Raw genomic sequence first — 26,078 nt, 5'->3', positions numbered from 1 at the left:
CTGTTAGAAATCAGTATTATACGCGCCATCCAACGGGTCGTTAGCTCAGTTGGTAGAGCAGTTGGCTTTTAACCAATTGGTCGTAGGTTCGAATCCTACACGACCCACCATACGCTGTAAGAGAGAGCCCGCGTCCTGAGAAGGTCGCGGGCTTTTTCGTTTTCGGCCATTTTTCCTTACCAGTGGGTGCAAGCGCCGTGTTGTTCAGATTAGTTCTGGTCGCCATGTTGTTGGCGATTTCTGCATGCAGTTCTCAACCCACCGGCTCAGGTGTCGCCACCACCAAGGTTGCGAGTGGCGTCTACAAGGTCAAGCGTGGTGACACGTTGTATTCGATCGCCTCGCGCCATGGCTGGAATTTCAAGGAGCTGGCGCGCTACAACGGCATCAGCCCGCCTTACGCGGTGAATGTGGGGCAGACCATTCGTTTTGGTGGCTCGAAAACGACGACGCGCACAACGACCACAACGGCCAGCAAGAGCAAGCCCGTTGCCCCGGCTAGCAAAGTAACCTTGCGCGGTTGGGCGTGGCCGCTGCAGGGGGCGGTGATTGGCCGTTACTCCGCAGCCGACAAGCTCAGCAAGGGCATTCGCATCGCCGCTACCCAGGGACAGCCGGTTTTTGCCAGCCTTGGCGGCAAGGTGGCATTCGCCACCAATATCCGCGGCTATGGCAACCTGATCATCCTCCAGCACGGCACGTCCCATGCCAGTGTCTACGGCCACAACAGCAAATTGCTGGTCAAGGAAGGGCAAACCGTCAGCAAGGGCCAGAAGATCGCCGAAGCGGGCGATCTGGATACCCATCGCGTGCAGCTGTACTTCGAGATTCGCCAGAACGGTAAACCGATTGACCCGTTGAGTGTGCTGCCTGCCGCAGGCTGAACTCAGCCACCCTGCACCGGCCTTGGCTGCAGCAGCGGGTCATGAGGGTTGATCTGGCGTAAGGCCTGAAGCAACTCATCGGCTTTACCCGGCTCCTGGTTCTCCTGCAGGTAGTGGATCAGCGCCAGGCGCACATCACGGTTGTAGGGTTGTTGTTGCAGGCTACGCCAGAGTTGCTCGCGAGCTTTTGCTGGCTGGCCCTGGTCATGCAGCGCTACCGCCAGTACATAGCCGTAGGCGGTGTTCTCGGGCTCGAGCTGGACGGCCTTGTGCAAGGCCTTGAGTGCGGCTTCGCGTTGTCCTTGGCGAATCAGGGCAAAGCCATTGGCTTGATGAAGCAGTGCGGCTTCAGGGTGCAGCGCCAATGCCTGGTCAAGCTCGGTGCGAGCCTCGCTGCTGCGGCCATGACTGTCGAGCCACTGCGCCAGCGCCACGCGTGCCGGGATGAAGTCGGCATCGCGCTTGATGGCGCTGCGCAAATAGGCCTCGACATCGGCGTCACGGCCATTGGCCTGATACAGCATGGCCAGGTTGAGATTGGCTTCAGCGCGCTCGAGCAGACTCAGCTGTACCTTTTCGTATTCGCCGATGGCCTTGTCGAACGCCGATGTGTCCGCTCCCAGTCCCGTTGCGCGCGCCGGCAGCAGGGCATAGGCGGCGGCGATGCGTACGGCCAGGGTCGGGTCGCGTAACAGCGGTGCCAGCAGGCCCTGACGTTGCTCCGCCGGCATTAGGGCCGCGACCGCCTCCAGGGCGCTGAGGCGCACTTGCGCGTCACTGTGTTTCAAGTCGTGGACGGCGGCCTTGAAGGCTTTTTCGCTAGGATAGTTGGCCAGCTCGGCGAGCAGAGTGGCGCGGCGGATGGCCGGCAATCCGGAGCTTTGCAACTGTTCCAGCAATGCCTGCGCCGCGCCCGGTTTGCCGCTGCGCAGCAGGTCCAGGCTGCTGGCATAGGTCGAACCAGCGTCCTTGTCGTACCAGAGGCGGAACTGTTCGGCGACGCGTTGGCCAGCGCTGGATTGGTGACAGCTCAGGCAGGCATCCGGTGTGCCCAGTTGTAACGCTTGGGTCGGCGCCGGAATGCTGAAACCGTGGTCATGACGCCAGTCATTGACCATGTAGAACTTGCCCGGCATGTGGCAATCCACACACTGCGAGCCGGGCTGGCCGGGGCTGTGCCGGTGGTGTTCGACGGACTGGTAATCCTTGGCTTTCAGACCAGCGCCATCGATGCCGGCAATCGCGCTTTTGCCCGCCGGGTTGTGACATTGCAGGCACACGCCATCCCCGGGCGCCTTGAGCTGGGTGCTGTGCGGGTCATGGCAATTGCTGCAGCGCACGCCTTTGGCAAACATCTTGCTCTGGGTAAAGGCGCCGTACTCGAACACTTCATCCTTGATCTTGCCGTCGAGCGCATACAGCTCGCGGGTCAGACGGCTGGGCAGGTAGTCGTCCATCAACCGGCGGTCGTTGTGAAAGCCGTCACTCAACGGCGCACGGCGTGCATGGCAGCGGGCGCAGGTCTCGACTTCACTGAGGTTGTTGCTCGGCGCCAGGCTGCGGCTGAAGCCCGCATTGGCCGATGTGGCTGGCTTGGCTGCAGCCCACTCCAGGTGGCGCGAGGCGGGGCCGTGGCAGGCCTGGCAACCAACGCCGAGGCTGTTCCATTGGCTGTCGAAGGCGCCGCTCACCGCATTGAAATTACGTTTGTAGCCAGTGGTATGGCACTCCACGCACATGAAGTTGGCGTTCTGCTGCGGCTTGCTCCAGTGCAAAGGGTCTTTGAAGTCCACACCTTGGCCGGGATAGAGGTGGAACCAGCGTTTTTTCTGGGTATCCCAGGCCACTCCGAGGGCCTGCAGGTGACCTTCGCCGGTGTCGATCAGGTATTGCTGCAGCGGCTCGACACCAAAGGCGTAGGCCACACGAAAATCCTTGTTCTGGCCATCGGTACCGACGGTATTGACCCAGAACTCCGCACCCTGGCGAAAGAACCGGGTGACTTCGTTTTCGCCCTTGAACACCTTGTCGGCGAAGTCGCCCAGGACCGACTGATCAGTGGCAGTCTGCATCGCCAACTGGTGATGCGAGCCTGTCCATTGCTTGCTTTGCTCCTGATGACAGCCCTGGCATTGCGCTTCATCGACCAGCGTTGCTGGCGCAGGTACCGGTACCGGTACAGAGGGTGGAGGGGCGGTGGTCACGGCTGTGACGGGGGCGGTCTGATCGATCAGTACCCAGGCGATCACGGTCAGCAGCAGGGCCAGGCCCGCCAGCACGGGCCAGAACCAACGGCGAGAGGGCGAGGCCGGTGGCGGGGTATCGGTACGCTTGCGGTGAGGCTTGGACATGCAGACTTCCGTGATCCGATGAACTAAGGGCAACTTGGGTGAGGCGAGGGCAGAGCGTCAAAGGGTTCAAGGCAGGCCAAGAAACCAGCGAAAGTATGGGTTCTGGCCGTCTTCCCGGGCCACTTCGCGTACCTGCCGGGCCCAGGCTTCACGCTGTCCCCGGTAGGCCGTGAGACCAACCTGATAAAAGCGGTGCAGACGCTGGCGCTGATCGCTCAGCTGCATACTGAACAAGGTGTCGGCACCCAGCAGCGGAGGTGGGCTGCTCAGGGCCAAAAGTGTCGGTAGCACGCGGGTGATTTCATCACTGCGCACCCAGGGGGCGTACTCGATGCGCGGCTGATCATCGGTCACCGCAGCGCTATCGGCGGCATAGCGCTCCAGGCCGTCGCGATCGGTCACCCAGGTGGCCAGCAGGCTGGCCGCTGAATCGATGCCGACCTGCGCCAGGCTGCTTTGTACTTCGGGCTGTTGCAGGCGTTGGCGGATACGCGCAAGGTCCAGCTCGACGGGCTGCTGCGAACCGATCAGGAGCATCTCGTGGAACTCGGTGGTCCACAGCGAGGCATGCGGGAACACATCGAGAAAGCTGCGAACCAGGGCGCGGCTGTCTTCGTCGTTCTGGGTCGGCAAGGGTAGCCACTGGGCGACCAGGCCCTGGTGATTGAGACGGCTGGAAGCCAGCTGATAAAAGTCACGCGAGTACAGATTGACCACACCGGCGGCCGAGGGCGGTGGTGGCTCAAGAGTAATCAGGTCATAGGTCTGTGGATTGCCAAGCAACTCGCGGCGGCCATCGCGCAGGCGCACCTGCAGGCGCGGATCACTGGCGGCGTTGTAGTTGCCCTGGAACAGCGCAGAGGCGCTCACCACACCGGGCAGCAATTCGGCAACCACCCGTTGTTCCAGCCCCGGATAGCGCAACAAGGCACCGGCAGTGATCCCGGTACCCAGGCCAATGACCAGCGCCGAGCGCGGCTCGCCATTGTGAATCAGCAGGGGCAACAGGGCTTGCAGGCGCATATAGCGTAGCGACGGCATGGCATCGCCGGTGTTGGACACACCCTGGATGTACAGGCGGCGGAAACTGCCCTGGCGCTTTTGTTGCTCGACTACGGCCACCGTGCCGCCGCGGCCTTCCTGGTAGAACACCAGCTCGCTGTTGCGTGCGCCGGGCAGCAACTGGGCGAGGCGATCAACCGGTGTCAGCAGTGCCAGAGCCAGGCTGGCTGCGCCGAGGGCGAACACCGCCCGGCGTTTACCTGCGCTCACCCGTTCACCGCGCAGCACCGCCAGCAGGGCGACCAGCGCCGCCAGCACCGCGAGCAGGCCCAGGGTGCGTATCAATCCCAGCTGTGGCACCAGCACGAATCCGCAGAGCATCACCCCGACAATGCCCCCCAGGGTGTTGAACGCCACCACCGAGCCGACGTCACGGCCGATGTGCCCTTGTTCGCTGACCAGTCGCAAGGCCAGCGGAAAGGCCGCGCCAAGCAGGGTGGTCGGCAAGAACACAATGCTCAGGGCGACAACTGCAAAGCGTGCGCACATTCCGGCCAGGGCGCTGCCGCCAAGGGCCAGCACCGCCGCTTCAGCTTGACTCTGCAGGCTGATCAGCCAGCGCCCGAGGCCGGCCATTTCCAGTAGCGCCAGCAGCCCGGCAGCGCCTATCAACAGGGCGAACACTCCCCAGGGATCGCGGATCTGGTCGGCGCGCCGCGCATACAGTGCGCTACCCAGCACCAGGCCAGCGAGGTAGGTCGCCAGGACCACGGCAAAGGCAAACGTGCGGGTGCTCATGAATTGAACGATGGCCTGCGACCAGACCACTTCGTAGCCCAGGGCGATGCCGCCGGCCATGGCATACAGCAGCAGCGCCAGGTAGGCAGTCCCTTTGCGCGGTTGCGCCGGGGCGCTTGCAGGCTCGCTGGCGCTGCTGCCCCGGGCCAGCCAATAGGCCCCGGCGGCGGCCAGCAGGTTGAGCACCGCGGCGGCACAGGCACTGCCGCGAATCCCCAACAGCGGAATCAGCACGAAGGCCGCCATCAGGGTACCGACGATGGCACCTGCGGTGTTGGCAGCATACAGCTGGCCCCCGGCGCGGCCGATGTCGTCGGCATCACGGGTCACGGCACGAACCAGTACCGGCAAGGTACCGCCCATCAACAACGCGGGCACGCCGACCAGGGCAAAGGGCAGCGCCCAGGCCAGCAGACCGACGCTGTTCTCAAGCCGGGCGAAAGGGCCGGCGGCCCAGCCCAGGCCCCAGGTCGCGGTGATACCACAGGCCGCCACTGCTACTTCCAGCAGCGCGTAGAAGCGCATGGGCCGTAGCAGCCGGTCGGCATGTCGTCCCAGCCACAGGCCGCCGAGGGCGAGTCCCGCGAAAAAAGCGCTGATGCCGGCAGTGATGGCATAGACCTCGACGCCGACCACCAGTGACAGCTGTTTGATCCACAGCACCTGATATATCAACGCCGCCGCGCCGGAAGCCAATAGCAGCAGGGCGGCCTGAGGCAGGTGGGTGTGAGTCCGGGCGTTGGTGTTGACGATGGCTTTGCGGCGTCGGGAGGTACTGGCTACCGGCATCGGGGCGAAGGCCTTGTATGGGTCTGCGTAGAGTGCTGTATAGCGCACTGTCAGTGCTTGAGCCTAGCAGCTGAAACGCCAAGCAAGGTGCCAGTCCCGCCCGGATGTGCAAGGTAGAAGGTCGCAGGGTGTTTTCGAGAGGGAGCGAGGCACCGCAGGTTGAAGTGCGGTGCCTCGCGATCAGGGCTGGATCATTGCTTGTTCTGTTTCATTTTCGCTTCGATCCTGGCGTCGACGCTTTTGCGCACCTGGTCGATGCTGAAGCTCGCCGGATGCTGGCTGGGCGGATAATCGACGAAGGTTTCCAGGAACATACTGGCCTTCATGGTGGCGATGCCGGTGAGGTAGACGTTCTTCGCCAGCCAGTCGTTGTACTGGTCGGAGACCACGTCGGCGCGTTCATAGGGGTCCATGCGCAGGTTGAAGATCTTCGGCACCCGCAGGCATACGAACGGATCCTGCCAGACTTCGAAACCGCCAGGCCGGCGTTGTTCGCAGAACACCGCTTTCCAGTCACCGAAGCGCATGGCTACGAGGTCGCCATCGTCGTTGAAGTAGTAGAACTCGTCACGGGCTCCCTTGGGTTGTTGGCCGGTCAGATAAGGCAGCTGATTGAAACCGTCCAGGTGAACCTTGAAGTCCTTGCCGCCCGAGGTCGGTGCCCAGCCTTTGAGCAGCTTGTCCTTCACGTCCGGTGCACCGGCCGCGGCCAGCAGAGTGGGGAACCAGTCGAGGCCGGAGAACATCTCGTTGGAAACCGTGCCTTCCTGGATCTTGCCTGGCCAGCGCACGATCGCCGGCACGCGGAACGCGCCCTCCCAGTTGGAGTCTTTCTCACTGCGGAACGGAGTGGTAGCGGCGTCTGGCCAGGAGAACTGGTTGGGGCCGTTGTCGGTGGTGTAGACGACAATGGTGTTGTCGGCGATTTTCAGTTCATCGAGGGTTTGCAGCAATTTGCCGACGTCACCGTCGTGCTCGAGCATACCGTCGGCATAGTCGTTGCCGGGCATACCGCTTTGCCCTTTCATCGAATCGCGCACATGGGTGAACACATGCATGCGCGTGGTGTTCATCCAGACGAAGAACGGCTTGTCGGCTTCGACCTGCTTCTTGATGAACGCCTGGGCGCCTGCCGTGGTCTCGTCGTCGATGGTTTCCATGCGCTTGGTGTTCAGCGCGCCGGTGTCTTCGATCTTGCCATCGGCAAAGGCGTGGATCACCCCGCGCGGGCTGAAGTTCTTGACGAAGGGATCGTTGGGGTCCTTGGGCCAGTAGGGGCGCTCGGGCTCCTCTTCGGCGTTGAGGTGGTAGAGGTTGCCAAAGAACTCGTCGAAGCCATGCTTGGTCGGCAGGTATTCGTCCTTGTCGCCGAGGTGGTTCTTGCCGAACTGTCCGGTGGCATAACCCAGCGACTTGAGCGCCTGGGCAATGGTGATATCGCGGTCCTGCAGGCCCACCGGTGCACCCGGTGCGCCGACCTTGGACAGGCCGGTACGCAGCGGCGACTGGCCGGTGATGAAACTGGAGCGGCCTGCGGTGCAGCTGTTCTCCGCATAGTAATCGGTGAACATCATGCCTTCCTTGGCGATACGGTCGATGTTCGGGGTCTTGTAGCCGACCACGCCCATCGAATAGGCACTGATATTGGTCTGGCCGATATCATCGCCGAAGATCACCAGGATGTTAGGTTTGTCCGCAGCACTGACGGCCCCTGCGGTAATGCCAAGCACGGAGGCTGCGACCAGCGCGAGCCTTGGTATCCATCTGCGATTGCCCGTCATTCGACTTGCTCCCTTTTGCGATCCAGATCGTCAAGCGACGACCAATGAGTTGCTCACTGCGTTACCTGTTGACAGCTTCACTGCATAAACTCATTTCGAAGTGGCCTCGAACGGGAACACCCGTGCCCAGTCGGAAGCCATGTCGACGATGGTCCAGCCCTGACTTCTGGCCTCATCCAGGGCCTTGTCCAGGCGCCCGATCTTCGATTGCCGGTCATAGGCCCATTCACGCGCAGCGTCGGTGTGATGCACCAGGCCCATGAACCGTGCCCCCTCGCCAGCGGCGGTCCACTGCAGCATCTGCAGGTCACCGTCGGAGTTGCCGAAGGCCAGGATCGGTCGTCTGCCGATGATCGCGTCAATGCTCTCCGGCTTGCCGGGACCATCGTCGTTGTGGGCAACTTTGGGCGTGCGCAGGATTGACGGCCGACCATCGACCATCTGGTACTGGGTGATAAAGGTGGAACCGATCACCTGCTCTGGCGGGATGCCGTAGACCTCTTCGGCGAAGGCGCGCATGAAGGCGGTGTCGCCCCCGGAGACGATGTAGGTCTTGAAGCCCTGGCTGCGCAGGTAGTCGAGCAGTTCATGCATCGGCTGGTAGATCATCTCGGTGAAGGGTTTGCCGCTCTTGGGGTGACGGGCCTTGGCCAGCCAGGCTTTGGTCCGCTCGATGAACACTTCGGTGCTGACCCCGGTATGGGTTGCGCCGACGATTTTCAGCAGGCCGTCCATGCCGGCGGCGGCCAGAGCTTCCTGGTCGTTTTCCAGCACGGCCTTGAAGGGCTGCTGGTCTTTCCATTCAGGATGATCCGGCGCCATGCGCTTGACCTCGTCGAAGGCGAACAGCAGCTGGAAATACGCTGGTTGCTCACTCCACAAGGTGCCGTCGTTGTCGAACACCGCGATGCGTTGTTCACTCGGGACAAACTGTTTCGAACCTTCGGTCGTCACCTGCTCGACGAAGCTGAGCAAGGTTGCACGAGGGGCTGTTTCGCGCCAGCTGGGCAGGGGCTCGGCGGCCTGCAAGGGCCAGTGCAGCAGCAGTAACAGCAGCAGCCAGAGCGGCTGGCGAGGGTTGAGGTTCATGGCGACTCCTTGTGGTGTTTCGGGTTCAGGGGACGCAATGAATGCGTTCTGGAAGCTGCGTGGCTATGCGCGGTGGTTTGCTGGTGCAGGGTGTTCAAGCGCGGGATAAGGCTTTCTGGCGCGGCGTCGCTGGCGCTGTGGCCGCCGTAGCACTGGCGCAGCAACTCATCACCGCCACTGCCCAGGCGCAAGCGACCCTGGCTGCGTCGCCACCACAGGTACAGGGCGGTCAGTTGCGCCGGGCGTTGCTGCAATTGCCCGGGCACCTGTTGCCAGGCGTAGGCGGCCGATGCTTGCTGACGGGCCTTGCGCTCAGCTTGCCAACGCTGCCAGGCCGCTTGCCACTGCCCGCCATGGCGGCGTACCAGCACGCTGACAAGTGCCAGCAGCGTCAGCACCAGTGCTGCAGTCAGCCAGTGCCTGGACAGATGCAGGCGTGTCTGCTGGCCGAGTCGCTGCAGATCTTCGCTGACCGAAAACGGCGGCTGGTAAGCGGGGCTGGCGCTGGCCGTAAAGCTGATGGCCGGCAACTGCGCACTGTGCAGGGTCTTGTCCTGGCTGCTCCACCACTGCACTTGCAAGGCCGGCAATTGGTAATGTCCGGGTTTCTCGATGCGATAGCTGGCGCTGTCGATGCGCTGCCCGCCCAGTGGATGCCCGCGGCCATCATCGAGCGCGGTGACTTGCGGGGTCTTGAGGTAGCGACTCAGGCCGGCAACCTCGTCCAGCGGGATGACCGGCAGCATCAGGCTCAGGGCACCGTCGGCCTTGAGGGTCACGCTGCGGGTCAGGCTGTCGCCGACTTTCAGCGTGGTGACGGACGGGCTGATCTGTTGGCTGAGGCTGACCTGGCTGGCGACCAGCACTTGCTGGCCGGCAGCGACGCCTGCCGGTAGCTGGCCGTGCAGGGTCAGCGGCTGAGAACTGGCGCTCAGCGGGGCCTGGGCATTACCGGGACTGGCACTGACCGTCAGGGCGGGGATGTGCAGATCGCCGGCTTGCTGCAGCGTGATCTGGAACACATAGCGAATGCCGAAAAACGGGGTGCCGGCCAGACGCTCGGTCAAGTGCTCGGAATAGTCACCCGGGGGTGTCACCAGTGCACCTGGCAGGTTCAGTTCAGGTAGCTGTGGCGCGCTGGTGAACCAGGTGTCGGTGAGTACGTCCAGTTGCAGCTGCACGGTCTCGCCCACCACCGCCGAGTCAGCGGGCAAAAGTTGCGCCCGTACCCGCAATTGCGGCTCGGCGGCCAGGAGGCTGGCGCTGAACAGGGCGAGGAGGAGCACCAGCGCCTTCATGGTGCGCTCCTTACGGCTGCCTGATCCTGCAGGCTGAATTTGCGCCGCAGAAAATCCGCAGGCGAGGTGGTCAGGTTCTGCAGCCACAGTTCGTCGGAAGCGACCTGGGGTATCTCTACCTGCTTGCTCGGGCCTTTACCCGCCGGTTTGTCATAGGCGACCTTGTCGGCTTTGACGTCGGGGGCATTCTCCTGGGCCGACTCGTAGTCTTTCTGCAGCGCCCGGGCCAGCGCCAGGTTGGCCTCGGCTTCGGCAAACTGCGGTTGCAGGTGTAGTGCCTGGGTGTAGGCGGCAATGGCCTGGTCGAACTTGAAGCGGCGCACGTATATGTTGCCCAGGTAGAAGTACGCCGGGGCGCTGTCGAGCTGGGCGAAGCTGGCCAGGGCCAGGTCGTAGTCGGCGGCGTTGTAGGCGGCGATGCCCTTCCAGTAGGGATCAGTGAAGTGTGCGGCGGCGGCCGGGTAGTGATGATGTTCGAAGGCCCAGCGACCTTGTTGGTCAGGTGTGAAGAAGGCATCGACCAGGCCATTGGCGCGCGCACCGTCCGTTGGCAGCAGCAGCCCCAGCAGCAGGCAGGCGCTCCAGTTCAGGCTCCAGCCGCGACGAATGCACAAGAACGCGATCAGCAGCAGCGGCCAGCACAGCCAGTAACCGGCGTCTTTCCAGTGCAGGGGCTGGCGGTCCTGGCTGGCGCGCTGGAAATGCTCCTGAGCATGGGCCTCGATCCAGTCGAGGTCGTCGTCGTTCACGGTCAGGCTGCCCAGCGGTGCGTCTAGGGCATCGGCCAGTTGCTTGAGCCCATCCTTGTCGAAGCGGCCCAATTGCGGCCGTCCCTGGCTGTCGGTCAGGGGCTGACCATCGCTACCCTTGATCAACCCGCTGTCGCTATTGCCCACGGCCAGTATCAGCACTTGCAGGCGGGTACCGTCCAGAGCCTTGCCCAGTTGTCCCAGCTGGGTACTGTCGGCGCCGTCGCTGACCAGTACCAGGGTGGTCGGGCTGTCCTCGGCGGCACTGAGGGTCTTTGCCAGCTCCAGCACTGCCAGAGCGTTCTTGCCCGGTCGCTCGATCAGGTTGCTGGCCAGGGCCTGGAGAAAGCCATCGAGCAAGGCCGGGTCGCGAGTGGGTGGCAACACCAGATGGGCACTGCCGGCATACGCGATCAGGCCGGTGGCAGCGCCCTGGCGGCGCTGGATCAGGTTGTGCAGCTTGTGCTTGGCCGCTTCCAGACGGCTCGGAGCGATGTCGCTGGCATCCATTGAAGCGGACAGGTCCACGGCCAGAATCATGGGCGCGCGATTGTCGAGAAAGTCCGGGCGATCCTGCTCCCAGCTGGGACCGGCGGCTGCCAGCGCGCCGATGATCAGCAGGGCGCTGATCAGGTGGACCGGACGCAGGTGATGCTGGTCCTGGCCATCGAGGCGCAGGTGGGCGAGCAGGTGTGGGGCAATGTTGCTGCTCCAGTTGCGCAGTTGCCGACGACGGTAGCGCCAGATCAGTGGCAGCAGCACCCCGGGCAACAGCAACCAGAGCCACAAGGGCCGCAAAAAGTGCAGGGCCTGCAGGTCAATGTCCATGCCCGACTGCCTCCTGCGTTGTGCGGCGTGGCCGATAGGAGAACAACAACGCGAGCAGGTGGTAGCCACCGAGCAGCAGCAAGGCGGCACCCAGTGCCAGCCAGAACAGGTCGCGCTTGGGATGGTGGGTGAGGGTCTTGACCTGATGCGGGGTCAGTTGATCGAGGGTGGCATAGACCTGCTGCAAGCTGTCGCGATCTTCGGCGCGGAAGAAACGTCCGCCGGTAGCCGTAGCGATCTGCTGCAAGCTCTGCAGATCGACCTTGGCTTCAGCCTCGGCCTGGGGATCGCCGATGCCGATGGTATGGATCACCACCCCGCGTGCGGCGGCCATGTCAGCCGCGTGCGCCGGCGTGATAGCACTGCTGGTGTCGTTGCCGTCGGTGAGCAGGATCAGGACTTTCTCCGGCTCCTTGGCCTGCTCCAGCAACTTCAGGCTCAGGCCGATGGCATCGCCGATGGCGGTATTCGGGCCGGCCATGCCGACGTCGGTCTGATCCAGCAGGAGGGCCAGGCTGGCATGGTCGAGGGTCAGCGGTGCCTGCGGGTAGGCACCGCTACCAAACACCACCAGGCCAAGCCGGTCCTTGGGGCGCTGGCGAATGAAGTCCTGGACCACCGCCTTGACTGCACTCATCCGCGATAGCGGCTTGCCGTCGGCGTCCTTGAGATCGGTGGTTTGCATGGACTGCGAGATGTCTATCGCCAGCATCAGGTCGCGCACCGGCTCCTCATGCTGCTGTGGCGGTTCGATCAGCACCGGGCGGGCAATGGCTACCGTCAACAAGGCCCAGACCAGCCAGTGCAGGAGCAGTTGCCAGGCGTTGTGGCGGCTACCGGGCACACCGGGCGCCTGGCCACTGGCGCGGCTGATGGCGTCGAAGAACGGCACGCGCAGGGCGCTGCGGGCTTCGACGTAGGGTGGCAGCCATCGGTAGCCAAGCCACGGCAGTGGCAGCAGTAGCAGCAACCAGGGATAGTCAAACTGCCACATGATGGCGCTCCACCCAGTTTTTGCACTGTTGCAGCAGGGCCTTGGCGTCGACCGTTCGCAAGCTGCTGTCGGGGGCGTAGGCCAGGCGTGCCAGTTGCTCGGCAAAATCCGCCGTTAGTGGAGCGCGGCTATGCGCGGTCAGGAAGGCTTGCCAGTCACTGCCGCGCAGGGTGGCGACGGCGGGGCTGGCAGGCATTGAGAGGGCCACGCGCTTGAGCAATTCGGGTAACTCGCGCAGGGCTGCCAGACGTGTTTGATCGTCACCCATGGCGGCTTCGAGTTCGGCCAGGTGCACTAGCGCCTCGCGCCGGTAGCGGTCCCGTTGCCAGCGGTAGTAACGCCATGCGCCATAACCGAGCAGAGCGAGCAGCAGCAAGGCCGCGAGCAGCGCCCAACCCCAGGTTTGCGGCAGGTAGCTGGGCGCAGGCGGCAGGGCCAGCTCCTGGAGTTGGTCGATGCTCGGCACTGAGGCCTTCATGCGCGATGCCCCTGACGCTTGCCCAGCTCCAGGCGCAGTTGCTCGGTGGCGGTCTGGGCGGTGCTGAACATCAGCAGCGGCACCTGGCTGCGGCGCAGCAGTTCGGCGACCTGCTGCAGGCGGCCCTTGAGAAAGTCGCTCAATGGCGCGTGCACCTGGCGTCGCTCCACCGCCAGTTCCACCTGCAACTGGCCCTGGCTGACCAGCACCCGACCGTTGCGCGGCAGGTCCAGGGCCAGCGGATCGTAGACCTGTAAAGCGATCACGTCGTTGTGCACGCGTAGCTGGCGCAACTGGTGCAGGGTATGGTCGCTGGCGCCGGCAAAGTCGCTGATGATGCAGATCAGATGATCGTGGGCAGCCAGGCTCAGGCAGCGTCGCAAAACGTTATCCAGGGTTTGCGCCGAATCCGTTTCGCCCGCCTGGGCATCCAGGGCCTGATTGAGGCGCGCGGTGGCGGCGCAGATGGCCTGCACCCGGCTGCGGCTGCGCAGCGGTGAAAGACTCTCGATGGTGCGGTCGTTGAACAGCAGGGCACCGACCCGGTCACCGGCCTTGAGCGCCATCCAGGCGGCCAGAGCGGCGAGCTGCGCGGCAACGGCGGATTTGAAACTGCGCTGGCTGCCGAAGAACATCGACATGCGCTGGTCGATCACCAGCAGTGTCGGCCGGTCACGTTCCTCGGTAAAAGTGCGCACGATCGGCGTGCCGCTGCGTAACGAGGCTTTGCAATCCAGGTGGCGCAGGTCGTCGCCGGGCTGGTAGCGGCGCAGTTCGTCGAAGTTCAGGCCGCGCCCGCGCAAGCGCGACGCATGGCTGCCGGCAAGTACGCTGGAGCGCGGTTGCCGGGCGAGAAAGCTCAAGCCCTGGGCGTCGGCTTCCAGGGCCATGAGCTGGGCCAATGAGACATACACCAAGCCGTCGGCTTGCGCCTTGAGCTGCATGGCTTGCTCCTCACGCCGGAATGGCGACCTTGTCGAGCAGGCGGTCGAGGATCTGTTGGCTGCCGACACCGTCGGCCACCGCGTCATAGCTCGGTTGCAGGCGATGACGCAGCACTGGATGGACCATCGCCCGCACGTTGTCCGGCGACACGAAGTCCTGCCCCTGCAACCAGGCATCGGCACGCGCGCAACGGTCCAGGCTGATGCCACCGCGCGGGCTGGCGCCCAGTTGCAGCCAGCGGGCCAGGTCGGCGTCGTAGTCGGCGGGATGGCGCGTGGCGTTGATCAGGTCGATCAGGTAGCGGTCAATGGCCGGCGCGACGTGGATCGCGGCGATTTCCTCGCGCGCCTGGAAGACCACGTCCTGGGCCAGGTTGAAGGCGTTGGCCACGGTTTGCGCGTCGTTTTGCCGTTCCTCTTCGCGGAGGAGCTGCAGCACCTGGGTTTCATTCTCGGGTGCGGGGTAGTCGAGCAGCACTTTCATCACAAAGCGGTCCATCTGCGCTTCCGGCAAGGGGTAGGTGCCTTCCTGCTCGATGGGGTTCTGGGTGGCGATCACCATGAACAGTTGCGGCAGCTTGTGGCTGTTGCCGGCCACCGTGATCTGCCGTTCCTCCATGGCTTCGAGCAAAGCCGCCTGGACCTTGGCCGGGGCGCGGTTGATCTCGTCGGCGAGAATCAGGTTGCCGAACAGCGGCCCTGGCTGGAAATGCACCTGATGCTGGCCGTTGACCTGCTGCAGCACTTCGGCGCCGGTGATGTCCGAGGGCAACAGGTCGGGGGTGAACTGGATGCGGCTCATCTGCGCGTCCAGATGCCGGGCCAGGGCTTTGACGGTACGGGTCTTGGCCAGCCCCGGGAGGCTTTCGAGCAACACATGCCCGTTGGCCAGCAGGCCCACCAGGATCTGCCGGATCACCTGGTCCTGGCCGAGCACCGCTTCGGCGATGGCCGCGTGCAAGGCGTTGATGTCTGTCAGTGCGCTCATCCTGTTCCCCTACCAGACATAGTTCAAACGAAACGTCCAGGTATTCACGTCCGGCGACTGGTTGCGCTCCGAGACCGTGTCGGTATAGGCGAGCATGCCGCCGAACTGCGGTGAAAGCATGAAGCCCATACTGGCGCCGAGCAGCACGTTCTCCTGCTGGTTGTCCTGGCCGACCCCATCGATCTTGGTTTCGCCGCCAGCACTGTAGGTCGCATCCAGCGAAGCCCAGAGCGCACGGTTGATGGTGTAGCTGTAGTGGCCTTCGACCGCGTACAGCGGCTTTTGCTCGAGCTTGCTGTTACCCAGGTAGTCATCGTTGTCACCGAACAGCGAGACCCAGGTGTTGATCTCCAGCCAGGTCGGCCCGATGGGCGTGCCAAAGCCGATCTCCGGTTTTGCCACCCAGCGGTTGGCGCCGATATTGATCACCCGGTCCTTGTCGTAGTCGCCGTTGGGCACGGTCAGCCAGAACGCGCCGGTCATGAAGGTTTCTGGCGTCCATTTGGCGAACTCCTCGGCCGTCAGCGCCGGGCCACCAAAAAAGTTGTGAGCGAAGACGACCTGCGTATCGCCCATGCCGCCGTTGTGTTTGGTCCCGTCGAAAAAACGCGCATCGTCGAAGGAGGCGGAAATGTCGGCATAAGGCTGGATCAGCTGGATGGCGCTGTTGCGCCCATCGATGTCGAACGAGCGGGCCAGACGCAAGATGTACAGGTCAGCCTTGAGCGACAGGCCGTCGATTGGCAGCGCAGTGTCAATGGGGGTGTTGGCGTCGATGCGGTTGTAGTAACCAAACACCATGTTCAGGTCGATGGGGATGTTCTGCCAGTCACGAGCGTTGTCCGCCTGGCCCAGCAGCGGTGTAGCGGCAAGCACGAGTAACGCCGTGCGACATGCAGTAAAACGGATCGCCATGGCTTGGTTCCTTGAACAAGTCATTTCAAATCAGGCGTCAGTAGCGGGCTGCGTCGGGGCTGACGCTGAAGTCGCCCTGGGCACCCTTGCTCAGTAGCAAGACCTGGGGCGCAAGCAGGTTCAGCACGCGCAGAGCGCAAGGGTATTACTGGTACTTGATGACGATACCTTTGAGCTTGCGTCCTTCGATGGTCTGGATATCGCGACTCCACAGCGGGCCGCTGACATAGGCAGACAATGGCTGGATCCGGTCGTAGACCACGACCACGGCGTCGCCGCCGATACTGGCTGCTTGTTCGCGCAGTTTCTGTTCGACTTCGGTGATGGGTGGCGCTGGCTCGACACTGGCGTCGACGACGACCTCACCCAGGCGTGCGTGCGGGCGTGTCGGTTCGCTGCGCAACACCTCGACGTTGCTCGCGCTGGTGGGCGCAGCGTGGGGAGCACCGACGTATTCGGTGGTGCGCGCGTCGATACTGCTGCAGCCAGCGATGGCCAGCAGCAGTGTGGCGAGCAGCCAGCTTTTAGGGTGGAGCTTGCGAGCTGTCATCATCCTTCGATTCCCTCCGAAGCCAGAGATATGTTGAAACAAAGACTTAACTGAAAGTAGCTGCAATTGGGTCAGTCGCAAGCGTTGGGAAAGAAAAGAAGGTTATTCATGGAGTCCAGGGGAGTAGGGCCTTGGGACTGGACTAGACGGGATTTCGGATGGGAGCTTATCCATTTGGTGTGGCGATGCTGCTGGCCCCTTCCGCCCTTACGGCGGGTCCATACATCTTGGCAAAAGGAACCAAAACCGCTTGCTCCTGCATACGGCCCTACGCTTCGCTCCGGGTCCCTTCGCTCCTGAAGTCGCAGTTCGCGGTGTCTGAACTTGCGTTGATGAAGATCAAGATCAACACGTTGAAGTGGGATTTTCCCGCGATGCGATGTAACTGGCAGGTCGATATCGCGGGGCAAGCCCGCTCCCACCGGGAGACCAGCTAACCCGGTGGGAGCGGGCTTGCCCCGCGATGGCATCAGCCTGGCTCCGCCGCTGATTTCGAAGATGCGTCAGTACAGGCGCCACCCGTAACTTCGCGACTTCAGGAGGCTGAGTGTAGGTGTCTGGAGGGGGCTGGTGCGCAGCACCCTTCGGCCTTGGCCGAAGTTCGCGAGTCGTAGACTTGGCGAAGCAAGTCGTAGGCCGCGATGCCCCTGGAGGGCACCGGAGCGAAGGGACCCGGAGCGCAGCGTAGGGCCGTATGCAGGAGCAGGCGGCTTTGCCTACTTTCCCCAAGAGGAAAGTAGGCCGCCGTAAGGGCGGAAGGGGCCGGCAGCGGCGCTACACCAAATGGATAAGCCCGCAGCCATAACAACCCAACCCAGGTCATAGTCCCCAGGACTCCGTGACACGCCGAAAAAGGGTTTGCTTCGCAACGGGCGCAATCAACCCAGCACCTCGCGCAGCCGGTACCACATCATGCCCAGAGCCAGCAGAGGCGAACGCAACGCCTTGCCCCCCGGGAAGGTCATGTGCGGCACGGCGCTGAACACATCCATACCCTGGCTGTGGCCGACATCAATTGCTTCGGCCAGCAAGCGCGCGGTCCAGTGGGTGACGTTCAGGCCATGGCCGGAATAACCCTGGGCGTAGTACACATTGGGATGCTGCGTCAGGCGCCCGACCTGAGGGAAGCGATTGGCCGTGATGCCGATCTTGCCACCCCACTGGAACTCGACACGAGTGTCGGCCAGTTGCGGGAACACCTTGAGCATCTTCGGTCGCATGTAGGCGGCAATGTTCAGCGGGTCGCGCCCGGAGTAGTGACAGGCGCCGCCGAACAGCAGGCGCCGATCGGCCGTGAGCCGGTAGTAGTCGAGGCCGACTTTCTGGTCGCACAGCGCCAGGTTCTGCGGGATCAGTTCATTGGCCTGCGCTGGCGACAGCGGTTCGGTGGCGATGATGTAACTGCCGGCCGGCAGTACCTTGCCACTCAGGCGCGGTTCCAGCTCTTCCAGGTGGGCGTTGCAAGCCAGCACCAGGCTGCCGGCGCGGACGCTGCCGTGGGCGCAGCGAACCTGAACGGTGGCGCCGTGATTGATCTCCAGTACCGGGCTGTGTTCGAAGATCCTTACTCCCATGGAGGCGGCCACACGCGCCTCGCCCAGCACCAGATTGAGCGGATGCAGGTGGCCCGAGCCGCGGTCGATCAGGCCGCCGGCATAGACAGAAGAGGCCACCACTTCGTGCATCCGCTCCGGGCCGATCAATTGGGTTTCATGGCGGTAGTCCAGCGCTGCCAGGCTGTCTTGCTCGGCGCGAAAGGCGGCGTACTGGGCCGGGGTGTTGGCCAGCTCGCAGAAGCCCCAGCGCAGGTCGCAGTCGATGTTGTGTTCCTGGATGCGCTTGGCGACTACTTCAACCGATTCGATGCCGGCGCGCTGCAGGTATTTCACGCCGTCCTGGCCAACATAGCGGGCAAAGCCTTCGACCTCATGGCCGATACCGCGGATCAGTTGGCCGCCATTGCGCCCACTGGCGCCCCAGCCGATGCGCCGGGCCTCCAGGAGGATCACCGAGAGCCCGCGCTGGGCCAGTTCGATGGCGGTGTTGACGCCGGTAAAACCGCCGCCGATCACGCACACATCGGCGCTCAGCTCAGCATTCAGTGAGGGGTGTTCAGGCATCGCCGCGACCGATGCCCGGTAGTAGGAGCTGGCGTGTTGCGCAGCAGGATTCATAGTGGCTTCCCGGTTCATTTGTTCGACTTCACTTTGCTCCAGGAGCGGGTCATTACGCGCATGATCTGCGGGGTCGGAGTGTTGGAGACGTACAGCTTGTCCAGCACTGCTTGCGGTGGGTACACCTCGGGGTTCTTGACCAGATCGGCGTCCATGTACTGCTGGGACGGTGGAACGGCGTTGGCATAGCCGACGGTGGCGCTGACCTTGGCGATCACTTGCGGGTCGAGCAGGTAGTTGACAAAGGCATAGGCTTCTTTCGGGTTGCTGGCATCGGCGGGAATGGCCAGCAGGTCGAACCACAGGTTGGCGCCTTCCTTGGGAATGGCGTAGGCAATGTTGACGCCGTTGTTGGCTTCTTTGGCGCGGTTGGCCGCCTGGAACACATCGCCGGAGTAGCCGAAGGCGACGCAGATATCACCGTTGGCCAGGTCCGAGACATACTTGGAGGAGTGGAAGTAGGTGATATAGGGACGCAGGCTCAGCAACTTGGCCTCGGCCTTTTTGTAGTCCTCGACATTACTGCTGCGCGGGTCCATGCCCATGTAGTTGAGGATCGCCGGGAACAGTTCATCCGCCGAGTCCATGAAGGACACGCCGCACTTACTGAGCTTCTTGAGGTTCTCCGGCTCGAACATCACCGCCCACGAGTCGATGTGATCGATCCCCAGCACCTGCTTGACCTTGTCGACGTTGTAACCGATGCCATTGGTGCCCCACAGGTAGGGCACCGAATGCTGGTTGCCGCTGTCGTTCTCTTCCAGGGCCTTGAGCAGCACCGGGTCGAGGTTTTTCCAGTTCGGCAGTTGTTCGCGGTCGAGTTTCAGGAACGCGCCGGCTTTGACCTGGCGCGCGAGAAAGTGGTTGGAAGGCACGACCACGTCGTAACCGGTGCGACCGGCCAGCAACTTGCCTTCCAGGGTTTCGTTGGAGTCGAACACGTCATAGATGACCTTGATACCGGTGCTGCCCTGGAAATCCGCCAGGGTGGTGTCACCGATATAGTCGGTCCAGTTGTACACGCTGACACTGGGCTGGGCCTGGGCTGTGGCGCTGACCAGCAGCGCCAGGGTCGCACTTGCAACTGTTTTCAATGAACGCATATCGACACCTCTTGGTATTGTTTTATCGATGTTTGTTACGCAGCAGGGATCAGACGCTGAGCAGCAGGAACTCCCGCTCCCACGAGCTGATCACGCGCTTGAAGTTCTCGTGTTCGGCGCGTTTTACCGCGACATAGCCACGCACGAACTTGCTGCCCAGGTGCTGCTCGACGCTCGGGCAGTCTTCCATGTTGGCCAAGGCGTCTTCGATGGTGATCGGCAGGCGCAGGTTGCGTCGCTCGTAGGCGCGGCCCTGTACCGGAGCGCTGGGATTGATCTTTTCGACCATACCCAGGTAGCCGCACAGCAGACTTGCGGCGATGGCCAGGTAAGGGTTGGCGTCGGCGCCGGGCAGACGGTTCTCTACGCGCATGGCATCGGGACTGGAGGTCGGCACACGCAGGCCGACGGTGCGGTTCTCTTCACCCCACTCGACGTTCACCGGTGCCGAGGTGTCGGGCAGGAAACGGCGGAACGAGTTGACGTTGGGGGCGAACATCGGCAGTACCTTGGGGATGTACTTCTGCAGGCCGCCAATGTGTTGCAGGAACAGCTCGCTCATCTGCCCGTCTTCAGTGACGAAGATCGGCTTGCCGGTGGCGATGTCGACCACGCTCTGGTGCAGGTGCATGGCGCTGCCTGGCTCGTCGCCGACAGGCTTGGCCATGAAAGTGGCGGTGACATTGTGCTTGAGCGCCGCTTCACGCATGGTGCGTTTGAATACGGTGATCTGGTCCGCCAGGTCGAGGGCGTCGCCGTGACGGAAGTTGATCTCCATCTGCGCCGGGCCGTCTTCATGGATCAAGGTGTCGAGGTCCAGGCCCTGGGCTTCGCACCAGTCGTAGACGTCTTCGAACAGCGGGTCGAATTCGTTGGCGGCATCGATGGAGAACGACTGCCGACCGCTTTCGGCGCGGCCCGAACGGCCCAGTGGTGCCTGCAGGGGCAGGTCCGGGTCTTCGCAGCGTTGGGTCAGGTAGAACTCCATCTCTGGCGCAACGATCGGCTGCCAGCCCTTGTCGGCATACAGCTTGAGCACTTTCTTCAGGACGTTGCGCGGCGACAGTTCAATCGGGTTGCCCTGCTTGTCGAAGGTGTCGTGGATGACGATGGCGGTCGGCTCGAGCGCCCACGGCACCACATACACCGCGCTTGAGTCAGGGCGGCAGACCATGTCGATGTCGGCAGGGTCCAGCAGGTCGTAGTAGATGTCGTCGTCGACGAAATCCCCGGTTACCGTTTGCAACAGCACACTTTCCGGCAGGCGCATGCCTCGCTCATGCAGGAACTTGTTGGTGGGTGCGATTTTGCCGCGGGCGATCCCGGTCAGGTCACTGACCACGCACTCGACTTCGGTAATCTTGTGTTCTTTCAGCCACGCAGACAGCTGATCGAAAGGGGCATTCATAAAGACCTCGTTATTGGTTTTATTCCGCGCCAGGACCAGCGATCAAGGCTGGTATGCCGTCTGGACGACTTCCCCTGCAGCGCGTTGAGGTCTATCTTGGGTGAGCCTTGCACATCCATCTATCCACTTTCCGCAGGATAAAACGCACCAAAAGAGTGCGTAATGAGCGACTCATGACAACGGTAAATCCGTTCCAGGTACAAGCTTTCAGCACCGCCGATGTCGGCGAACAAGTGCGTGCCACCCCCAGCTGGACCCAGCATTACCAGCAGATGTCACCCGGGCATTTTGCCGGGCAGGTCCGTTGCCTGGACTTGCACGGGGTAGAGATCTACGAAGAATTCATGAACACCCGGGTCGAGCAGAATTTCAGTGCACCGGCGGGCGCGCTGGCATTTTGTTTCGACCGTACCGACAACAGCCTGTACCTGCTCAACGGCGAAAGTCGCAATATCTGGATCACCCCGGAGAACTATCAGGAAGTGGCCGTGGTGTTCGGTCCTGAATTCGTTCAACGCCACAAGCTGGATATCAATCGTCTCGAAGGGCTGTTCATGGCCCCGCTCAACTCGATGCAGAACGCCCTGTTCGGACGCTGGTTGAGCAGCACCCTGACGCGCCTGGGCCAGGAAATCGATCCGCCGAGCCGCGAAGCCCTGGCTGAGCAGTTGTTCGAAGACTGCCTGTTCATCCTCGACAATGCCTGCGTGTGCCTGGATCGCGGGGCCCTGTGGCGGCGCTCTGAAGAGCGTTCGATCATGCGCCGGGTGGGCGAGTGGGCTGCCGATTGTCCCGAAGAAACCCTTAACCTGCTGGAGCTGGCGCAGGTTGCCGGGGTGTCGTTGCGCCAGTTGCAGCAAGCGTTCAAGGCTTTTACCGGCATGACACCCGCGCACTGGTTGCGCTTGCGTCGCCTGAACAGCGCACGCCGCGAGTTGCTGGGCGCGCGGGCCGGTGCCAGTACCGTCGCCGAAGTGGCCATGCATTGGTCGTTCTGGCACCTGGGGCGGTTCTCCAGCAGCTACCAGCAATTGTTCAAAGAGCTGCCCAGCGAAACGCTGAAACGAGCACAGCAGCGCACTTGAGCAGCGAAAAGCCGGCTATCTGACTCTGTCGGCCATAGGCCCTGCAGTGGTATGTTCTGTCCAATAAATGAAGTCGATAGATTGGAAAGACCATGCCAAGAGCCTCCCACCAAGACCTGCGTCGCGCGTTTCGTAAACTCCTTGCTTCTCCTGCCTGTTACCACACGGCTTCCGTGTTTGACCCGATGTCGGCGCGCATTGCCGCCGATCTGGGTTTCGAGGTAGGTATCCTGGGTGGTTCGGTCGCTTCCCTGCAGGTGCTGGCCGCACCTGATTTTGCCTTGATCACCCTCAGCGAGTTTGCCGAGCAGGCCACGCGTATTGGCCGGGTGGCCCAGTTGCCGGTGATTGCCGACGCCGACCACGGCTATGGCAACGCCTTGAATGTCATGCGCACGGTAACCGAGCTGGAACGTGCCGGTATCGCGGCGTTGACCATCGAGGACACCCTGCTGCCCGCCCAGTTCGGGCGCAAGTCCACCGACCTGATCAGCATTGCCGAAGGCGTCGGCAAGATCCGTGCGGCCCTGGAGGCGCGCGTCGACCCGGAGCTGGCGATCATCGCCCGGACCAACGCTGCGCTGATCCCGGTTGAAGAAGTGATTGCGCGTACCGTGGCTTATCAGAACGCTGGCGCCGATGGTCTGTGCATGGTCGGTATCCGTGACTTCGAACATCTCGAACAGATTGCCAAACACCTGAGCGTGCCCCTGATGCTGGTGACCTACGGCAACCCGCAACTGCACGACGATGCGCGCCTGGCGCAACTGGGCGTACGCATTGCCGTCGACGGTCATGGTGCTTACTTTGCCGCGATCAAAGCTACCTACGACTGCCTGCGCGAACAGCGCCGGATCACCAGCAGCGCCTCGGACCTGAGCGCTACCGAACTTACCCATACCTACACCGTTCCCGGCGACTACATCGTCTGGGCCCGTGAGTTCATGGACGTCAACGAATAGGCCACAGGCCTTGCTGCAACAACTCTCAACAAATGGACAAGCGGAACAATTCATGAAGAAGACAGTAGGTGTACTTTCAGGGCTCGTCGTTGCCGTGGCCGCGGTATGCACCGCGGGTGCCTGGTACACCGGTAAACAATTGCCTGCGGAGCTCGACAAGGCCGTGGCGCAAGCCAACGCCCAGCTCAAGCAGTCGGCCGGCAGCGATATGACGCTGGAGCTGACGTCGCTGGAGTCGCATCTGTACTCAAGCACCGCGCATTATCGGCTCAAGGCCAGGAATCTGGTGGTCGGCAATGAACTGCAAAGCTTCGAGCTGGGCTTTGTCGATCGCATCGAGCATGGTCCCTTGCCATGGTCGCGGGTCAAGGCGTTGAAACTCATGCCGGTAATGGCTAACAGCAACTATGCCTTGGAAAAGGATGCGACCACTTCCGCGTGGTTTGCTGCCAGCGGCGACGTCCCGCCGTTGTATGGCCAGAACAGCCTGGGCTACGACGGCTCGACAGACGGCACGCTGATCATGCCGCCGATGGAGGTGAAAGAGGCGGGAGAATCGCAGGTGAAATTCTCCGGCCTGGAGATTCGCGCAGCGGGTACTCGCGATGCCGAGAACGTCAAGTTCAGCGGCGGCTCGGCAAGTGTGCAGTTCAATCTGGTTGACGAGAATGGCACGCCATTGAAGGTGACACTCGCGGATTTGAACCTTGTTGGCGACATGAGCAAGACCGCTGCCGGTTTTTATGTCGGCACGACGAACATGAAGTTCGGCGAGGTCAGCGCGGCCCTCGGTGAGCAGCAGAAGGTGCTGCTGATGAAAGGCCTGGAGCAGAACAGCGAATCTCAGGCCGATGGCGCCAAGCTTTCCGGCAATGTTGCCTACAAAGTGGCAGACATCAACTTTGACGGCCAACCGGTAGGTTCCAGCGCAATGGTCTGGAGCTTGAAAAATATTGATGTGACGGCGATGCAGGCGCTGGCTGCGTGGTACCAGAGCCGGCTGCCGGAGATCCAGGCCGCAGCTGCGCAGGGCCAGGCAATGCCGTCAGTGCCGATGACCGAGGCGGAAAAGGCCCAGGTCAGCGCCAGTGTTCAGCAGATGCTGGCGGCCAAACCGCAGATTGCCCTCGAGGATTTCTCGTTCAAGACGGCCAATGGTGAAAGCCACTTCAGCTTGAGCGTCGACCTGGCCAAGCCGGACTCCCTGGAGTTGCCAGCGGCTGAGCTGTCCAAGCAGATCATCGCTCAGTTGCAGAGCAAGCTGCAGCTGTCCAAGCCAATGATTGGTGACCTTGCAACCCTGCAGGCCCGCCTGCAAGGCCAGAGCGATGCGCAAGTGCTTGCCCAGCAAGCGTCCCAGGCCGGTGAAATGCTCGGCATGATGGCCCTGCAAAGCCAGATGGCGACGGTGCAAGACAACGACATCCTGGCCAATCTGCACTATGCCGACGGCATGGTGGACTTCAACGGCCAGAAGATGACTGTCGAGCAATTTGCCAGTCTGATCATGGCCAACCTCGGTGCAATGCAGCCGACCGAAGGCTGATGTTGGACTGCGGGACGCCAGGTCAGTCGCCCCGCAGTCTGTTTCACTAAAAAAACCTTTTGAATTCATTCGATTATCTGTAGCCTTCGGCATCCCATAAAAACCCGAGGCCGCAGAAGGTCTTTGGTTCTGCCTGCAATGCCATTCAGCGCTTTGCCTGCAGAGCCTGTAGCCGATTTGCCAAGGCTCGGTGATACACTCGACTTACGCGCACAAGCGCCTGCAGGTCCAGCGATCATGACCCAGATTTCCGAACGCCTTTTGGTCCAAGCCCACCTCGACGCCAAGCAGCCCAAGCCGCTGACGCCCGAGCAAGAGGCCGACTACCGTGCCGCCATCGCCGCCGAGCTCAAGGCGCAGAACGCGGTACTGGTTGCCCATTACTACTGTGACCCGGTGATCCAGGCACTTGCCGAGGAAACCGGCGGCTGCGTGTCCGACTCGCTGGAGATGGCCCGTTTTGGCAACAAACACGAAGCCAGCACGGTGATTGTCGCCGGCGTGCGCTTCATGGGCGAGACGGCAAAAATCCTCAACCCGGAAAAACGTGTGCTGATGCCGACCCTGGAAGCGACCTGTTCGCTTGACCTGGGTTGTCCGGTAGAAGAGTTTTCGGCGTTCTGCGACAAACACCCGGAACGTACCGTGGTGGTCTATGCCAACACCTCTGCGGCGGTAAAAGCCCGAGCCGATTGGGTGGTGACCTCCAGCTGCGCCCTGGAAATCGTCGAGAGCCTGATGGACAACGGCGAAACCATCATTTGGGGCCCGGACCAGCACCTGGGTCGCTATATCCAGAAACAGACCGGCGCCGACATGCTGCTCTGGGACGGTGCCTGCATCGTTCATGAAGAGTTCAAGTCGCGGCAGCTGGCGGATATGAAGGCGCTGTACCCCGATGCCGCGATCCTGGTGCACCCGGAGTCGCCGGAGGCGGTGATCGACCTGGCGGATGCCGTGGGTTCCACCAGCCAGCTGATTGCCGCGGCGCAAACCCTGCCGAACAAGACCTTCATCGTCGCCACCGACCGCGGCATCTTCTACAAGATGCAGCAGCTGTGCCCGGACAAGATCTTCATCGAAGCCCCTACGGCCGGTAACGGAGCGGCCTGCCGCAGCTGCGCCCATTGCCCGTGGATGGCCATGAACACCCTGGAGCGCACCTTGCAGTGCCTGCGTGAGGGCAGTAACGAGATCTTCGTTGAACCGGCGCTGATTCCCCAGGCCATCAAGCCGCTCAAGCGCATGCTCGACTTTACCCAGGCGGCGCGGATGAAATTGTCCGGTAACGCCTAAGGGAGCTATCGCGGGGGAAGACTGCCCCCCACCAGACGTCGGGGACCACCCTAGGGGAGAGAGTTC

General features: G+C 62.5%; 20 protein-coding genes and 1 tRNA gene. 6 read left to right on the top strand and 15 right to left on the bottom strand.

Annotation, left to right across the window (positions count from 1 at the left end):
* Positions 1-34 precede the first annotated feature (34 nt).
* Together ACO6VD_RS03305 and ACO6VD_RS03300 are read left to right on the top strand one after the other, a co-directional pair.
* A tRNA-Lys gene (locus ACO6VD_RS03305) sits at positions 35-110 on the top strand.
* An 87-nt stretch (positions 111-197) separates the two neighbouring features.
* On the top strand, positions 198-884 hold the full coding sequence (locus ACO6VD_RS03300) for a peptidoglycan DD-metalloendopeptidase family protein (RefSeq protein WP_422417026.1): 687 nt from the start codon (positions 198-200) through the stop codon (positions 882-884).
* Between the two features lie 2 nt (positions 885-886).
* Here the strand turns inward: ACO6VD_RS03300 and ACO6VD_RS03295 are convergent, their stop codons facing one another.
* From ACO6VD_RS03295 to ACO6VD_RS03225, 15 genes are all read right to left on the bottom strand, one after another.
* Positions 887-3,235: a tetratricopeptide repeat protein gene (locus ACO6VD_RS03295; RefSeq protein ID WP_422417025.1), complete on the bottom strand. Its 2,349-nt coding sequence runs from the start codon at positions 3,233-3,235 to the stop codon at positions 887-889.
* A 66-nt stretch (positions 3,236-3,301) separates the two neighbouring features.
* A complete protein-coding gene (locus ACO6VD_RS03290; protein WP_422417024.1) occupies positions 3,302-5,824 on the bottom strand; it encodes a fused MFS/spermidine synthase in 2,523 nt (840 codons plus the stop codon).
* A gap of 191 nt (positions 5,825-6,015) precedes the next feature.
* The gene (locus ACO6VD_RS03285; RefSeq protein ID WP_422417023.1) at positions 6,016-7,605 is read right to left on the bottom strand and encodes an arylsulfatase; all 1,590 of its coding nucleotides are present in this window, start codon (positions 7,603-7,605) and stop codon (positions 6,016-6,018) included.
* A gap of 90 nt (positions 7,606-7,695) precedes the next feature.
* Positions 7,696-8,694: an HAD family hydrolase gene (locus tag ACO6VD_RS03280; RefSeq protein WP_422417022.1), complete on the bottom strand. Its 999-nt coding sequence runs from the start codon at positions 8,692-8,694 to the stop codon at positions 7,696-7,698.
* Entirely contained in the window at positions 8,691-9,992 is a 1,302-nt protein-coding gene (locus ACO6VD_RS03275) for a hypothetical protein (protein ID WP_422417021.1), read from the bottom strand. The genes ACO6VD_RS03280 and ACO6VD_RS03275 overlap by 4 nt, the downstream gene beginning before the upstream one ends.
* Positions 9,989-11,569, bottom strand: a complete 1,581-nt coding sequence (locus ACO6VD_RS03270) for a VWA domain-containing protein (RefSeq protein WP_422417020.1) — start codon at positions 11,567-11,569, stop codon at positions 9,989-9,991. The genes ACO6VD_RS03275 and ACO6VD_RS03270 overlap by 4 nt, the downstream gene beginning before the upstream one ends.
* On the bottom strand, positions 11,559-12,563 hold the full coding sequence (locus ACO6VD_RS03265; RefSeq protein WP_422417019.1) for a vWA domain-containing protein: 1,005 nt from the start codon (positions 12,561-12,563) through the stop codon (positions 11,559-11,561). Before ACO6VD_RS03265 ends, ACO6VD_RS03270 begins: the two co-directional genes overlap by 11 nt.
* Positions 12,550-13,041 carry a DUF4381 domain-containing protein gene (locus ACO6VD_RS03260; protein ID WP_422417018.1) on the bottom strand — a complete coding sequence of 164 codons (492 nt, stop codon included), beginning with the start codon at positions 13,039-13,041 and terminating at the stop codon, positions 12,550-12,552. Before ACO6VD_RS03260 ends, ACO6VD_RS03265 begins: the two co-directional genes overlap by 14 nt.
* On the bottom strand, positions 13,038-13,985 hold the full coding sequence (locus tag ACO6VD_RS03255; RefSeq protein ID WP_422417016.1) for a DUF58 domain-containing protein: 948 nt from the start codon (positions 13,983-13,985) through the stop codon (positions 13,038-13,040). The genes ACO6VD_RS03260 and ACO6VD_RS03255 overlap by 4 nt, the downstream gene beginning before the upstream one ends.
* A 10-nt stretch (positions 13,986-13,995) precedes the next feature.
* Complete coding sequence (locus ACO6VD_RS03250; protein WP_422417015.1) at positions 13,996-14,973, bottom strand: AAA family ATPase; 978 nt, start codon at positions 14,971-14,973, stop codon at positions 13,996-13,998.
* Positions 14,974-14,982: 9 nt separating this feature from the next.
* Positions 14,983-15,888 (bottom strand): transporter, encoded by a 906-nt coding sequence (locus ACO6VD_RS03245; protein ID WP_422417013.1) that lies wholly within the window; start codon positions 15,886-15,888, stop codon positions 14,983-14,985.
* A gap of 145 nt (positions 15,889-16,033) precedes the next feature.
* Positions 16,034-16,441 carry a hypothetical protein gene (locus tag ACO6VD_RS03240; protein WP_400173308.1) on the bottom strand — a complete coding sequence of 136 codons (408 nt, stop codon included), beginning with the start codon at positions 16,439-16,441 and terminating at the stop codon, positions 16,034-16,036.
* 875 nt (positions 16,442-17,316) lie between these two features.
* Entirely contained in the window at positions 17,317-18,612 is a 1,296-nt protein-coding gene (locus ACO6VD_RS03235) for an NAD(P)/FAD-dependent oxidoreductase (RefSeq protein ID WP_422417011.1), read from the bottom strand.
* 14 nt (positions 18,613-18,626) lie between these two features.
* Positions 18,627-19,715, bottom strand: coding sequence for a polyamine ABC transporter substrate-binding protein (locus tag ACO6VD_RS03230; protein ID WP_400173863.1), 1,089 nt, complete (start codon positions 19,713-19,715; stop codon positions 18,627-18,629).
* 49 nt (positions 19,716-19,764) lie between these two features.
* On the bottom strand, positions 19,765-21,123 hold the full coding sequence (locus ACO6VD_RS03225) for a glutamine synthetase family protein (RefSeq protein ID WP_422417009.1): 1,359 nt from the start codon (positions 21,121-21,123) through the stop codon (positions 19,765-19,767).
* A 173-nt stretch (positions 21,124-21,296) separates the two neighbouring features.
* Here ACO6VD_RS03225 and ACO6VD_RS03220 point away from each other — a divergent pair, with 173 nt between their 5' ends.
* The 4 genes from ACO6VD_RS03220 (at position 21,297) to nadA (ending at position 26,012) form a co-directional block, all read left to right on the top strand.
* Entirely contained in the window at positions 21,297-22,208 is a 912-nt protein-coding gene (locus ACO6VD_RS03220; RefSeq protein ID WP_422417007.1) for a helix-turn-helix domain-containing protein, read from the top strand.
* Positions 22,209-22,300: 92 nt separating this feature from the next.
* A complete protein-coding gene (locus tag ACO6VD_RS03215; protein WP_400173866.1) occupies positions 22,301-23,170 on the top strand; it encodes an oxaloacetate decarboxylase in 870 nt (289 codons plus the stop codon).
* Positions 23,171-23,222: 52 nt separating this feature from the next.
* The gene (locus ACO6VD_RS03210; RefSeq protein WP_422417006.1) at positions 23,223-24,716 is read left to right on the top strand and encodes a YdgA family protein; all 1,494 of its coding nucleotides are present in this window, start codon (positions 23,223-23,225) and stop codon (positions 24,714-24,716) included.
* A 237-nt stretch (positions 24,717-24,953) separates the two neighbouring features.
* Positions 24,954-26,012, top strand: a complete 1,059-nt coding sequence (gene nadA / locus ACO6VD_RS03205; protein WP_400173868.1) for a quinolinate synthase NadA — start codon at positions 24,954-24,956, stop codon at positions 26,010-26,012.
* Positions 26,013-26,078: the final 66 nt, after the last annotated feature.

It is taken from the genome of Pseudomonas sp. GZD-222 (assembly GCF_049310525.1).
Classification (GTDB): domain Bacteria; phylum Pseudomonadota; class Gammaproteobacteria; order Pseudomonadales; family Pseudomonadaceae; genus Aquipseudomonas.
Note: the sequence above shows the minus strand (reverse complement) of the source record. Positions and strands in the feature narration are given on the sequence as shown.

Bases quoted from the DNA above. Each gene is read 5' to 3' on its own strand.
- ACO6VD_RS03295 (WP_422417025.1), bottom strand. From the start codon at position 3,235: ATGTCCAAGCCTCACCGCAAGCGTACCGATACCCCGCCACCGGCCTCG.
- ACO6VD_RS03290 (WP_422417024.1), bottom strand. From the start codon at position 5,824: ATGCCGGTAGCCAGTACCTCCCGACGCCGCAAAGCCATCGTCAACACC.
- ACO6VD_RS03285 (WP_422417023.1), bottom strand. From the start codon at position 7,605: ATGACGGGCAATCGCAGATGGATACCAAGGCTCGCGCTGGTCGCAGCC.
- ACO6VD_RS03280 (WP_422417022.1), bottom strand. From the start codon at position 8,694: ATGAACCTCAACCCTCGCCAGCCGCTCTGGCTGCTGCTGTTACTGCTG.
- ACO6VD_RS03275 (WP_422417021.1), bottom strand. From the start codon at position 9,992: ATGAAGGCGCTGGTGCTCCTCCTCGCCCTGTTCAGCGCCAGCCTCCTG.
- ACO6VD_RS03270 (WP_422417020.1), bottom strand. From the start codon at position 11,569: ATGGACATTGACCTGCAGGCCCTGCACTTTTTGCGGCCCTTGTGGCTC.
- ACO6VD_RS03265 (WP_422417019.1), bottom strand. From the start codon at position 12,563: ATGTGGCAGTTTGACTATCCCTGGTTGCTGCTACTGCTGCCACTGCCG.
- ACO6VD_RS03260 (WP_422417018.1), bottom strand. From the start codon at position 13,041: ATGAAGGCCTCAGTGCCGAGCATCGACCAACTCCAGGAGCTGGCCCTG.
- ACO6VD_RS03255 (WP_422417016.1), bottom strand. From the start codon at position 13,985: ATGCAGCTCAAGGCGCAAGCCGACGGCTTGGTGTATGTCTCATTGGCC.
- ACO6VD_RS03250 (WP_422417015.1), bottom strand. From the start codon at position 14,973: ATGAGCGCACTGACAGACATCAACGCCTTGCACGCGGCCATCGCCGAA.
- ACO6VD_RS03245 (WP_422417013.1), bottom strand. From the start codon at position 15,888: ATGGCGATCCGTTTTACTGCATGTCGCACGGCGTTACTCGTGCTTGCC.
- ACO6VD_RS03240 (WP_400173308.1), bottom strand. From the start codon at position 16,441: ATGATGACAGCTCGCAAGCTCCACCCTAAAAGCTGGCTGCTCGCCACA.
- ACO6VD_RS03235 (WP_422417011.1), bottom strand. From the start codon at position 18,612: ATGAATCCTGCTGCGCAACACGCCAGCTCCTACTACCGGGCATCGGTC.
- ACO6VD_RS03230 (WP_400173863.1), bottom strand. From the start codon at position 19,715: ATGCGTTCATTGAAAACAGTTGCAAGTGCGACCCTGGCGCTGCTGGTC.
- ACO6VD_RS03225 (WP_422417009.1), bottom strand. From the start codon at position 21,123: ATGAATGCCCCTTTCGATCAGCTGTCTGCGTGGCTGAAAGAACACAAG.
- ACO6VD_RS03220 (WP_422417007.1), top strand. From the start codon at position 21,297: ATGACAACGGTAAATCCGTTCCAGGTACAAGCTTTCAGCACCGCCGAT.
- ACO6VD_RS03215 (WP_400173866.1), top strand. From the start codon at position 22,301: ATGCCAAGAGCCTCCCACCAAGACCTGCGTCGCGCGTTTCGTAAACTC.
- ACO6VD_RS03210 (WP_422417006.1), top strand. From the start codon at position 23,223: ATGAAGAAGACAGTAGGTGTACTTTCAGGGCTCGTCGTTGCCGTGGCC.
- nadA (WP_400173868.1), top strand. From the start codon at position 24,954: ATGACCCAGATTTCCGAACGCCTTTTGGTCCAAGCCCACCTCGACGCC.